This is a genomic window from Streptomyces sp. NRRL F-5126 (genome assembly GCF_000721265.1).
Lineage (GTDB): Bacteria > Actinomycetota > Actinomycetes > Streptomycetales > Streptomycetaceae > Streptomyces.
This window is the reverse complement of sequence record NZ_JOFZ01000016.1, coordinates 177,082-189,727: the sequence shown is the minus strand read 5'-3', so window position 1 is coordinate 189,727 and position 12,646 is coordinate 177,082. Positions and strand designations below refer to the sequence as shown.

The 12,646-nt window shown below is 70.4% G+C and carries 7 protein-coding genes and 1 pseudogene; 5 read left to right on the top strand and 3 right to left on the bottom strand.

All coding sequences use genetic code 11. The features are described 5' to 3' along the window. The coding region (locus tag IH48_RS0131385; protein ID WP_037843778.1) for an SDR family NAD(P)-dependent oxidoreductase at positions 1–3,292 on the top strand (3,292 nt) is incomplete at its 5' end. Positions 3,293–3,362: 70 nt separating this feature from the next. Here the strand turns inward: IH48_RS0131385 and IH48_RS37555 are convergent. Genes IH48_RS37555 through IH48_RS0131370 form a run of 3 tightly spaced genes read right to left on the bottom strand, consistent with a single transcriptional unit; the run spans position 3,363 to position 6,344 of the window. Continuing rightward, a complete protein-coding gene (locus IH48_RS37555; protein ID WP_030912406.1) occupies positions 3,363–4,223 on the bottom strand; it encodes a 2-oxo acid dehydrogenase subunit E2 in 861 nt (286 codons plus the stop codon). Next, positions 4,220–4,447 carry an acyl carrier protein gene (locus IH48_RS0131375; protein ID WP_030912403.1) on the bottom strand — a complete coding sequence of 76 codons (228 nt, stop codon included), beginning with the start codon at positions 4,445–4,447 and terminating at the stop codon, positions 4,220–4,222. The genes IH48_RS37555 and IH48_RS0131375 overlap by 4 nt, the downstream gene beginning before the upstream one ends. Positions 4,448–4,457: 10 nt before the next feature. Continuing rightward, entirely contained in the window at positions 4,458–6,344 is a 1,887-nt protein-coding gene (locus IH48_RS0131370; RefSeq protein WP_234434449.1) for an HAD-IIIC family phosphatase, read from the bottom strand. Between the two features lie 866 nt (positions 6,345–7,210). On the opposite strand from IH48_RS0131370, the gene IH48_RS0131365 reads away from it, so the two are divergent. The 4 genes and pseudogenes from IH48_RS0131365 to IH48_RS0131345 all read left to right on the top strand — a co-directional run. Next, on the top strand, positions 7,211–8,002 hold the full coding sequence (locus IH48_RS0131365; protein WP_051840934.1) for an AfsR/SARP family transcriptional regulator: 792 nt from the start codon (positions 7,211–7,213) through the stop codon (positions 8,000–8,002). A 439-nt stretch (positions 8,003–8,441) separates the two neighbouring features. After that, entirely contained in the window at positions 8,442–9,815 is a 1,374-nt protein-coding gene (gene ccrA / locus IH48_RS0131360; protein WP_051840932.1) for a crotonyl-CoA carboxylase/reductase, read from the top strand. Between the two features lie 55 nt (positions 9,816–9,870). Next, positions 9,871–11,562, top strand: coding sequence for a 3-hydroxyacyl-CoA dehydrogenase family protein (locus IH48_RS0131355; RefSeq protein ID WP_234434448.1), 1,692 nt, complete (start codon positions 9,871–9,873; stop codon positions 11,560–11,562). Between the two features lie 783 nt (positions 11,563–12,345). Continuing rightward, positions 12,346–12,645, top strand: a pseudogene (locus IH48_RS0131345) (site-specific integrase); the annotation flags it as partial. Position 12,646: the final 1 nt, after the last annotated feature.

The following is a 12,646-nucleotide window of genomic DNA, read 5'->3' as shown; positions in this document are numbered from 1 at the left end:
CCACCACACCTACGCCGACATCACCCTCCCCGAGGACCCCGACACCGTCACGGATGAGGCCGACGCGTTCGACATCCACCCCGCACTCCTCGACGCCGCGCTCCACGCTCTCGGCCTGGACGCGCTGGAGAACGCCGAGGAGCAGACCGGGGGCATGCGGTTGCCGTTCTCCTGGTCCGGTGTCCAGCTGTACTCCACCGGCGCCCGGCGGCTGCGCGTCAGACTCACCCCGACCGGCGACGACTCCGTCAGCCTGGATCTGGCCGACGCCGGGGGCGCGCCCGTCGCCACCGTGGACGCCTTCACCACCCGTCCACTGCCGCCCGAGCAGCTGGCCTCGCTGGCCTCGCGTCAGTCGCCGTCGCAGCCGTTGCTCGTGGTGGACTGGACGGCGGTTCCGGTGGCGGACGAGGAGGCGGCGTCGTCCGCCACCTGGGCGACGCTCACCGGCAGGGTCGCCGGTACGGACTCCGGCTTCGGGCAGGTGCCCGTGTCGGACCTGGGTGCCGTCGAGTATCCGGACATCGCCGCGCTGGGTGCGGCGGTCGCGGCGGGTGCCGCGGTGCCCGACCTGGTGCTGCTGCCCTACGCCTCCGCCACGGACGACGACGGTCCTGTCGGCGGGGCGCACGCGTCCGTGCGCGAGGTGCTGCCGTTGCTGCAGGAGTGGCTGTCGACGGCGGCGTTCACGGCGTCGCGGCTCGTGGTGGTCACGCGCAACACGGTCTGGGGTCAGGCCGGCAGGGACGCCGCTGTCTCGCTGGCGGACACTCCGCTGTGGGGCCTGCTGAGGTCGGCACAGTCGGAGCACCCCGGCCGGTTCACGCTGCTCGACATCGACGACGCGACGTCGTCCCTCGGCGTGCTGACCGCGGCCCTGGCGACCGACGAGCCCCAGCTGGCCCTGCGGAACGGGGTCGTGTACGCGCTGCGGCTGAACCGTCTTGACGCCCGGATGGCGCTGCGGGCCCCCGAGGGTGCCGCGGCCTGGCGGATGGAGATGGCGGGCGGGGGGACGCTGGACCACCTCACGCTGGCCGCGATGTCCACGGACGACGTTCCGCTCGCGGCGGGAGAGGTGCGGCTCGCGGTGCGGGCCACCGGCATGAACTTCCGGGATGCCCTCATCGCCCTGGGCATGTATCCGGGTGAGGCGGCCCACCTCGGCAGTGAGGCCGCGGGTGTGGTGACGCAGGTGGGTCCCGGCGTCAGCGAGCTGGTGCCGGGTGACCGGGTGATGGGACTCGTCCCGCACTCCATGGCCTCCGAGGCGGTGACCGACCACCGCATGCTCATCCGGATGCCCGCCGAGTGGTCGTTCGTGCAGGGGGCGGCCGTACCGGTCGTCTTCATGACCGCGTACTACGGTCTCGGCGACCTGGGCCGGCTCGGCTCGGGTGAGAAGGTGCTGGTGCACGCCGCGGCCGGTGGCGTGGGCATGGCCGCGGTGCAGCTGGCCCGCCACTGGGGCGCGGAGGTCTTCGCCACCGCCAGTCCGGGCAAGTGGGGTGCTCTTCGCGAGATGGGCTTCGACGACGCGCACATCGCCTCCTCCCGTACGTGCGACTTCGAGGAGGCGTTCCTGACGGCCACCGGCGGTCAGGGGGTGGACGTCGTGCTGAACTCGCTGGCCAGGGAGTTCGTGGACGCGTCGCTGCGGTTGCTGCCTGGAGGCGGTCGCTTCGTGGACATGGGCAAGACGGACGTCCGTGACGCCGAGGCGGTCGCGGCGGCGCATCCGAGTGTCGCGTACAAGAACTTCGACCTGTTCGAGGCCGGTCCCGACCGCATCCAGGAAATCCTGACCGAGCTGCTGGGCCTGTTCGAGGCGGGTGTGCTGCGTCCGCTGCCGGTCACGGCGTGGGACATCCGGCAGGCTCCGGAGGCGTTCCGCTTCCTCAGCCAGGCGCGTCACATCGGCAAGATGGTGCTGACGGTGCCGCATGCGCTGGACCCGGAGGGGACCGTGCTGATCACCGGTGGCACCGGCACCCTGGGCAGTCTGCTGGCCCGGCACCTGGTGGGTCAGGGACACATGCGGCTGTTGCTCGTCAGCCGCAGCGGCCCGCGAGCGGAGGGTGCCGAGGCGCTGTGCGAGGAGCTGAACGGGCTCGGCGCGGAGGTCACCGTCGCGGCCTGTGACACGGCCGACGCGGAGCAGCTCGCCGCGCTGCTCGCCGGGGTGCCCGATGCCCATCCGCTCACCGCCGTCGTGCACACGGCGGGTGCGGTGGGGGACGCCACGGTGGAGAAGCTCACGCTGGACAGTCTGGACACCGTGCTGCTGCCCAAGGCCGACGCCGCCTGGAACCTGCACACGCAGACCCGGCACCTCGACCTCGCGGCGTTCGTCCTGTACTCGTCTGCGGCCGGTTCGCTCGGGAGCCCGGGCCAGGCCAACTACGCGGCGGCCAACACGTTCCTGGACGCCCTGGCCCATCACAGGCAGGCTCTGGGGCTGCCCGCCACCTCCATGGCCTGGGGTTTCTGGGAGCAGACGAGCAATCTGACCCAGCATCTGAACACGACCGATCTCAGTCGCATCGACCGCAACGGCATCGCGCCGATGAGCAGTGCCGAGGGTCTGGCCCTGTTCGACGGGGCGCTGGCCTCCGGCCGCGCGAGTCTCGTCACCGCGCATCTCAACCACGGTGCCCTGCGGGGTTACGCTGACCAGTTGCCGCCGCTCTTCCGGAGCCTCGTGAAGAGCCGGCGCCGGACGCTCGCGGGTGGCGCGGCCGAGGGTGAGGGGCGCAACTCTCTGACCGGGCGGCTGGCGCCGATGAGTGACCGTCAGCGAGACCAGCTGCTGGTCAATCTGATCCGGGACCAGCTCGCCGCCACGCTCGGGCACACCGATCCGTCGGCGATCGAGGCGGACAGTGCCTTCAAGGAGCTGGGCATCGACTCGCTGACGGCGGTGGAGCTGCGGAACAAGCTGAGTGCCAGCACCGGTGTCCGGCTGCCTGCGACGCTCGTCTTCGACCATCCGACGCCCACGGCGCTGGCCCGGTATCTGCGGGAGCAGCTCGCTCCCGATCTGCCGGAGGCCGAGCCCCCGATGCTGTCGGAGCTCGCCGGTCTGGAGTCGGCGCTGGCGGGGCTGACGGAGGAGCCGGACGAGGAGACCCACTCCCGGATCACGCTTCGGCTCGAGACGGTCATGGCGAAGTGGAAGCAGCTGCGGACGGTCGAGGCCGTGCCGGAGCAGGACGTGGCCCGGCGGATGGAGTCGGCTTCGGCCAACGAGATCCTCGACTTCATCAACAAGGAGCTGCGCGAGAAGCGCTGACTGGGCGACGGCGAAGGGCCCCGGTCGGAGACTGGGGCCCTTCGCCGTGCGAGGGGTGAGCTGGTGCCGGTCAGGGCGCCGCCGGCACGTCCTCAGCGGCGGACGCCTCGGGTGCGGTGTCCTCGGGTGCGGTGTCCTCGGGTGCGGTGTCCTCGGTGGTGGCCGGCTCCGGGATGTGGGAGCCGATCTCCTCCAGCCGCGTCTTGAGGTCGGTCAGCACGTCGGCCGCCTCCGCACCGTCGATGACCCGGTGGTCGAAGGCGAGGCTGAGGCGCATCATCGGCGCGATGGTGACGGCGCCGTCCCGGACGACCGGGCGGTCGGACATCCTGCCGACGCCGAGGGTGACGGTCGTGCCGCCGACCGAGTGGAAGCTGTCCACGGCGCTGTGGCCCAGGGAGGTGACCGCGAAGGTGCCGACCAGCTGCGGCCGTTTGGCGAGGCCGCGGATGCCCGTGCGGAAGGCCAGTCGGCCCAGCGGCACGGGCAGCTTGCGCAGCGCCCTGATCTTCGCGAGCTGCGGCATGGTCTCCGGGTCGCCGTCCCGGATGAATTCGATCTGCCGCTGGATGTCCGCCTGGGCGGCCTCGTGCACGTCCGGCAGCACGGTGGACAGGACCACACGGCGGCCGTTGACCGTCTTGTCGAACGTGACCTTGCCCGCGACGCCGGTGAACTTGGCGACCTTGGGTGCGAAGTTCCCGCGGATGGCGGCGTTGGCTTCGGGGTGCTGGGCGAGCACGCGTCCGGCGGCGTGGACGACGTAGGAGACGAGGGAGTAGTGCTGCCCCTCGGCCTGCGCGTCCGCCCGGTGCTGTCGCACGGCCGTCATGTCGACCTCCGTGTCCAGGAAGACCGGGGAGAACGACTTGATGTGGTCGAGGAAGTAGAAGGTGGGCCGCCGCTCGTGGGCGAGGGGCGCGGCGCTCACTGGGACGCCACGATCTTGTACAGAGCGGCGAGGCTGGGGGCCTCCAGCATGTCCGGCAGGGAGAGGCTCTTGCCGGTGCGCCGCTCCAGGATGGTGAGCAGCCACAGCATCTGTACGGAGTCCCAGCCCGGCAGCTCGTCGAAGCTCAGGTCGACGTCCTCGGCCGTGAGGGGGAGGCCGAGTTCATCGCGCACGATCGAGACGAATTCGTCGATACTAATCATCACATTCCACCTACAGTTCCTCGTGGAGCGACACGTGTTCGGGTCGGTCGGGTAGCCGGCGCAGGTCGTGACGGAAGACGAGCGTGTCCCCGTCCTCCGCCTCGGGGGTGAATCCGTAGCGGGGGTAGAGGTCCCGCACCGCGCCGTTCTTCTTGCTGGGCCGGTAGGTTCCGTACACGGCCCGCATGCCGTCGGTGCGGGCCTGTTCCAGGACGGCGGCGAGCGCGGTCTGCTCGATGCCGCGGGAGAACACCCGGCAACTCAGGACGAAGTTGTCGATGTGCAGGGTGTCTTCGTCCTGCCTCGTGAACACGGCGCCGACGAGTCCGTTGTCGCCGAAGCGGTCTCCGGAGTGGATCGTCAGCACGCGGGCGGCCGGGGCGGCCGCCAGTTCCTGCACCTGGGCCTGCTGGAGACGGCGGGTGGTCAGGTTGAACTGGTTGGTGCGCAGGGTCAGCTGGGACACGCGCGGGATCTCGGTGTCCCGGACGGGGGCCAGCCGTACGGTGACCTTCAGTTCGCGCAGGAAGTCCTGGACCGAGTCGAAGCTGTCCAGGAAGTCCTTACGGACCAGTTCTTCCTGGTAGCGGACGACGCGCTGCTGGTCCTCGGCCGTGAGCTGGGGGGTGTCGAACCAGCCGTCCCGGAGGATCTTCTCGACGTGCAGGGCGGGGTCGCCGTCCACGCGGACGACGGAGACGCCGGGCAGTTCGCTGCGCACGAGGCCGCATTCGAGGGGGCTGTCGTCGACGAAGACGAAGCTGTCCACGCCGAGGTTGACTGCCTGTGCGAGCTCTTTCAGGTTGTCGTGCTTGGGGCGCCAGTTGGCGATGACGCGGACGAAGTCGTCCTCGCGCAGTTCCGAGTCCCTTCGGTCCCGGAACGCCTCGCGGACCAGGTCGATTTCGTTCTTGCTGACCACGGCGAGGAGGACGCCCTGGGAGCCGATCTGCTTCACCACGCGTTGGACGCCGTTGAACGCCTCGCCCTTGGGGCTGCCGGAGAGTTCGATGCCCTCGACGCCGTCGTCGCCGAGGACTCCGCCCCACAGCGTGCCGTCGAGGTCGAGGACGAGGGCCTTCTTGCTCTTGCCGACGCTGTGTCGTGCCAGGTGGCCGATCTCCCGGGCATAGCGGGCGAGCAGGTCGGCCGAGAGGTGGGCCTTGGCGTACGTGCTCATCCGGGCGTCGGTGACCGTGACGCCCTCCGCCACCAGCGGGTCCGTGTCGATCACGACGAGGCCGGGGGCCGAGGCCGCCATGCGCAGCAGGCGGGCGTTGGCCTCGCGCCAGACGGCGCCGAGTTCGCTCCTGGAGCGGTGGTCGACGAGCTGTGCGGTGAACTGCCTGGGCAGCGGGAGGGTGTTGAGGACGAGGGTGCCGTGGCCGCCGGCGCCGAAGGTCGCCGCGATCCGCTCCAGGGTGCGCAGTTTCTCGTCGAAGACCCGCTGAACGTCGGCCGACCGCCAGGGGACGGGCACCTCGTCGAAGACGATCATGGGGTCGAGCACGCACAGCGTGAGGTCGGCGCGCTGGCTGTAGAGGTCGCTGTCCGGGTTGAGGAGGTCGAAGATGTAGCTGCCGAAGTCGCTCACGTGAGGGCGCAGCAGTATTCCGTGCCGGGCCAGCTCGCCGGTGAGCGGTGGTACGAGGGTCGAGAGGGTGCCGTGGCCGGTGATGGCGACGGTGACGGAGGCGCGGTCCGGGTGGGCCTCCAGGACCGCGTCGGGGTCGAGCCGCGCGAGCTGGTGGCACGCGCGTGCGAAGGCCGGGGGCTCCACCGTGGCGAGGAGGTCGGCGACGCGTGGGTACCGGACCACCGCCTCGCCGGTCGAGAGCAGCCGCAGAAGTTCGTCAGCGGGGTCGGGCGTTGAGTCCGCGGGCGCGACAGGTGTCACTATTCTCCTTAATACGCCAACAACGGAGGAAACCGGTCGTCCACGGTGAGATGGCCCGGCCCTTCCAGCGCGAATATCGTAGGTTTCCTCGCTAACAGCTATCTGTCGCAATGCTTCCCATAGGGCAGCCCGGCGGGTTGGCAGCGGGGCCCATGGCCTCTTTCCGCCCTGCCGGCGTCGTACCCGCGCCTCCTCCCGCGAAGTGGCGCGAAATGGGGGTGCATGAAGTGCGGGGCGGCTGGTCAGCACTCTCGCCGATGGTTCCATCCCGCGGCCGACGGCGTTCCCGGAGGTTCCGGTTCGTCCGATACGGGCCGTCGCCCGTTGTGCCGGTTCGCACCTACTCAAACGTGCCATCTTCCGGATACCGATCTGAAGACCCGTATGACTACAATTGCGGTGGCCACGCAGGCTGATGTCACCGTCTCCGCGGGCGGTACGCTGGTCGACATCACGCCAGTTCGGTTCGATGGGAGACCGCCACCGGACCGCAGGGGAGGAGGGGCTTGCTGAGCGTCGCGACGAGGCGATCGTCGGGTACGCGATGCCAGTCCGGCGGTGGACCGCTCGTCCACCACGAAGACGGGGGAGGTGAGAGCGCGTTGCGCCGCCCGAGAGCCACGGACAGCCTGTCTCTTCAGACCGGCACCACGGACAGTCGCCGTTCTCCCGGTGACTGTGGGGCGTGCGTGCCGGCCCCCGAACCGCGGGGAGCGGGAGGACGTCGACCGACCCGTCACCCGCCGGCGGAGTCCGCCTCCCGCAAGAAGGCGGGGCGCGTGACGTGGATTCTCTTCAGAGCAGCCCACAGGGCGCCGGCCAAATCAGCACCACCGGCCGCCCCGGAAAGTAACAAAGGTTAGTCCATGCGCTATGAAATTCTTGGGACGTTAAGGATAACGTCGGGGGATGAAGAATTCGTCTCCAGTACTCGAAAAGTCGAGATCATACTGGCGACGCTGCTCATCCGGGCCGACCAGATAGTGCCGACGAAGGATCTCCTCGCAGAGCTGTGGGACGAAAACCAGCCGAAGCACGCCTCGGCCAGTCTCTATGCCTATGTCTCACAACTTCGCAAGCTGCTTGCCCAGGCGAGCGAACGCGATGATCTGATCGCCACCCGCACCAGCGGGTACGTCCTGCATCTCGGGTCCGACGACCTTGACCTCCACTTTTTCGAGCAGGCCCTCAAACGCGGGCGCAGCGAACTGGCGGCCGGAAACGCGAAAGAGGCGAACGCCGCTCTCAAGGAGGCGCTTTCCGTCTGGCGCGGGTCCCCGCTCGACGGTCTGCAGGGCGGTCCCACCGTCAACAGCTTCACCCAGCGGATCAAAGAGCTGCGGCTGGAAGCCCTGGAAATGCTGATCGTGTCGAACTTCCTCCTCGACCGCCATCGCGAGATGATCAGCGTGCTGTACTCACTGATCGCCGGTCACCCGCATCACGAGGTGTTCTACCAACATCTGATGCTCGCCCTGTACCGGTCGCAACGCCAGGCGGACGCCCTGCACGTCTACGAACGCGCCTGCGCGGTCTCCGACAGTCTCGGACTGCGTCCTGGACGCTCGCTGCGCCACCTGCACGAAGCCATCCTCAACAAGGACAAGGCAGTCCTCAGCACTGCCTGTCCAGCGAGTTGGGCGCCCCGTCCGACCTAGGCCAGCGGCCGCACCTTCCTTCCCCGAGGCCCTCTCCCGGCCTTCGACACTGCCCGCTCCGGTAATCGTTCGGCCTCACTGTTCCAGGCATGTCTCGCACCGTGCTTACACCTCGCTAATTTCACCGATCCTGAACTCCGCCGGCCCGCCGGCCGTGGCCGTGTACGGCACGGCCGCGCTTGTTCGTGCTCGGTGTCCGCTGCTACGGTCCCGGTGAGTCTCACGACCGCACCAGGACGCCGCTTCCTCCGCACGCGGCTTTTTCCTCTCCCCTCGGTGTGCCCGATACGCGCCCGCCTTTGTTCGTCCCCCCCTTGTGCCGGCCAGGCCTGCCCCACCGGCGGGGACCTTGGGCTGTGTCGTCGGCGCACCGCAGAATTCGGCCCGCAGCCACATTCGTCGCCTGTTCCGAGCCACGCCGAAAACTGAGAGGTCCGTGATGCAGCACATCATCGAGATGATCGAGTCGCCCGACGCAGTCTCCGAGGACTTCGCCGCGCTGCGGGTTCCCGAGTCGCACAAGGCGGCCGTGCTGTTCCGCAGCGAACGCGACATGTTCGAGGGCATACCACCCCAGGAACGCGACACGACGAAGTCCATCCACCACGAGGACGTGCCCACCCCCCAGCCCGAGGTCGGCGAGGTGCTGATCGCGGTCATGGCCAGCGCCATCAACTACAACACCGTGTGGAGCGCGCTCGGTTCGCCGGTGTCCACCTTCTCGCTGCTGGAGCGCTACGGGCGCACCAGCGGCTCGGCCGCGCGCCACGACCGGGACTACCACACGATCGGCTCCGACCTCGCGGGCGTCGTGCTGCGCACCGGCCCCGGTGTGCGGCGGTGGCGGCCCGGTGACCGGGTGGTGGCCCACTGCCTCTCCGTCGACCTGGAGGGCTCGGACGGCCACAACGACACGATGCTCGACCCGGAGCAGCGGATCTGGGGCTACGAGACCAACTTCGGCGGCCTCGCCGAGCTGGCGCTGGTCAGGGCCAACCAGCTGATGCCGAAGCCCGAGCACCTGACCTGGGAGGAGGCGGCGAGCTCGGGACTGGTCAACTCGACCGCCTACCGTCAGCTGGTGTCCCGCAACGGCGCGGGCATGAAGCAGGGTGACAACGTCCTGGTCTGGGGCGCCAGCGGCGGCCTGGGCTCGTACGCGACCCAGCTGGTGCTGGCCGGCGGCGCCAACCCGATCTGCGTGGTGTCCAGCCCGCGCAAGGCCGAGCTGTGCCGGGCCATGGGCGCCACCGCCGTCATCGACCGCTGCGCGGAGGACTTCCGGTTCTGGAAGGACGAGCGGACGCACGACCCCAAGGAGTGGAAGCGGTTCGGCTCGCGCATCCGCGAACTGACCGGTGGCGAGGACGTCGACATCGTCTTCGAGCACCCCGGCCGCGAGACCTTCGGTGCGAGCGTGTTCGTCACCCGCAAGGGCGGCACGATCGTCACCTGCGCCTCCACCTCCGGTTACATGCACGAGTACGACAACCGGTACCTGTGGATGTCGCTGAAGCGGATCGTCGGCTCGCACTTCGCCAACTACCGCGAGGCGTGGGAGGCCAACCGCCTCATCGTCAAGGGCAGGATCCACCCGACGCTGTCCAGGACGTACCGCCTCGAGGACACCGGCCAGGCCGCCTCGGACGTCTACCACAACGTCCACCAGGGCAAGATCGGCGTACTTGCCCTGGCCCCCCGAGAGGGTACGGGCGTCCGCGATCACGCCCTGCGTGCCGAGCACCTCGACGCCGTCAACCGCTTCCGCACGTCCCCTGCGGCCGACGGCGGGGCGGTCTCCGACGGGGACTGACCCCATACGCCGTCCGCAGGTCAATCGATTTTCGTGAAGTCAGGGGAGTCAAAGCGTGGTTGAGCAACACAGGGTGGTCGGCGTGGTCGGCCTGGGCTCGGTGGGGCAGAGCCTGCTGCGCGCGCTGGACGCGGGCGGGGTCCGGGTCATCGGTGTCGACACCGACCCGGACGTCGTCGCGAGGGTGCGCTCGTGGGCCGGCACGGCCGAGGTGAGCGGCGACGTCGAGCGGCTGGCCGAGGCCGGCGTCGTCGTCGAGGCCGTGTCCGAGGACGCGGAGAGCAAGGCGGAGGTGCTGCACCGGCTGGGTGCGCTGTGCCCGCGCGTCACTGCCCTGGTCACGACGACGGCCTCGCTGTCGGTGCCCGCGCTCGCCGTCGCGTCCGGCCGACCGGCTCGGCTGGTGGGCCTGCGCTTCGCGGTCCCGTCGTCACCGAAGGCGGGGGCGGCGCTCGTGAGCACCACGATGACCGCGCCCGAGGCGGTCTCGGCGGCCGAGGAGCTGGTGTCGCTGCTCGGCCGGCCAATCGCTCCGCAGGGCACCGACACGGCCGCCGCCCGGGAGTTGCTGCTGCCCTACCTCGGCCGCGCCGCCGCGCTGCACGAGGCGGGGTACGCGTCCTGCGAGGACATCGACACCGCCATGCGGCTCGGCTGCGGCCTGCCCGCCGGTCCCCTGGAGATGCTCGACACCGTCGGTGTCGACACCGTCCACCGGGAACTGGGCGACCTGTACCGGCGTACCGGCCTGGAGCACCACCGTCCGCCCGGCTCGCTGGAGCGGATGATCGAGAGCGGCCGGCTGGGGCGCAAGAGCGGCCAGGGCTTCTACGCCTACGACGCCGCGGGGCGGCGCGTCGTCCCCGCGGCGCGGGACCGGGCCCCGGAGGGTGCTCCGGCCGTCGGGCACGTGGGCGTCGTGGGCACCGGCACCATGGCGCGTGGCATCGCGCAGGCCCTGGTGCTCGCCGGTGTACGGACCACGCTGGTGGGGCGGACCACCGAGCGGGCCGACGCCGCCCGCGCGGCGATCGGTTCGTCGCTCGACCGGTCGGTCAAGCGGGGCCGGCTCGACCCCGGCGCCGCCGGCGCGGCGCTCGACCTGGTGCGCGGCGACCAGGACGTCGCCGTCCTCTACGACTGCGACCTCGTCATCGAGGCGGTCGTCGAGGACCTGCCGGTCAAGCGGACGGTCTTCGAGCAGCTCGGCAAGGTGTGCCGGCCCGGCGCGGTGCTCGCGACCACCACCTCGAGCCTCTCCGTCGCCGAGTGCGCGGCCGCCTCCGGCCGGCCCGAAGACGTGATCGGCATGCACTTCTTCAACCCGGCCCAGGTGATGCGCCTGGTCGAGGTGGTGCGCGCGGAGGCGACGAGCGACGCGGCCCACGCCGCCGCCCGCGCCCTGTGCGAGCGCCTCGGCAAGACCGCCGTCGGCTGCGGCGACCGGACCGGCTTCATCGTCAACTACCTGCTCTTCTCCTACCTGAACCACGCGATCCGGGCGATGGAGAGCGGCGGTTGCCTCGACATGGGCGACGTCGACACCGCCGTCGAGTCGCTGCTGGGCTTCCCGCTCGGCCCGTTCACGCTCCTGGACACGGTGGGCCTCGACGTGTCGCTCGCGATCCTCGACCGGCTGCGGGAGACGTTCGGCACCGAGGACTTCGCCGCGGCCCGCTCCCTGCGCGGCCTGGTCGCGATGGGGCACCTGGGACGCAAGACGGGGACGGGTTTCCGCACGGTCTGATCCGATCCGACGAGGCGGTCCCGAACCTGGGGCCGAGCCGTGGGACGCGATCGAGTGGGCCTCACCCGGCCCCGGAGTTCACGTTCTCCTGCCCGGAACGGATGTCCCCCACGCGCGGCGCGGCCTTCGCCTTCGGGACCGGGACGCCGATGTGGACAGGCCGTCCCCCACGACTTCCCGGCCGAGGACGCCGCCCGGCATCCTGAGGACACGGCGGCCGCCCCCGCGCCTGCCGCCACGCTCCTCGCGCCACGCCCGGACCACCCGTCCCTGCCGGCCATCACCAACCGGCTCGGCATCCACGCCCTGATAGCCGGCGCCTAGCGGCGCAACCCGCAGGCCGGGGCCGGCCAGGACCTCGCCCGCCTCGCCCGCCACGCACCGCGGGGATGGTGCTGCGCGCCCTCGTCGTCGAGGTCGCTCAGGACTCAGCAAGCAGCCCGGCTTGCCGAGTGGCGGTGTCGGTGGCCAACTGCTTTGCGGCGTGGCCGACTTCCGTGGCGACCTCCCGGTACATCAGGTGCACCGCCTTGGCGGCCGCGGAGGTGTGGGCAAGGGCGTTCCGAACGCGCCGGCGCGGCAGAAGACCACATCGCCTACTGCCGCACCCTGCGTGGCAGAGCCTGCGGGCCACCCACCTCGGCCACGGCAAGAAGGGTCTCGAACCGGCCCGCGCCGCCGCCGAAGCAGCTCCCGGAGCAGGCCACCGCCCGGCGGCATTCCTCGTCCCGAGCCGACGACCGACGCGACGCCGTGGGCGGATACGACCAGTCCATGACCGAGCGGCAATTCCGCATCGTGGAAGAGATCCGTCCCCTCGTCGCTCAGCGCGTCCTGTCCGCCGGCCCCGATCGCGATGCCCGCCCCTTCACCGGCCCGCGCGGCGGTCGCATCTCCACCGCCGTCCTAGGCGACGCGACACATTGGGACGATGCGGTCACCGAGCTCGGATACGAGCACCTGTGCCGCCACGACCTCCGGCACACCGGACTGACCTGGTTCGCCGACGCCGGAGTCCAGGTACATGTCATGCGCAGGATCGCCGACCACGGCTCCCTGACCACCACCCGGCGCCACCTGCACG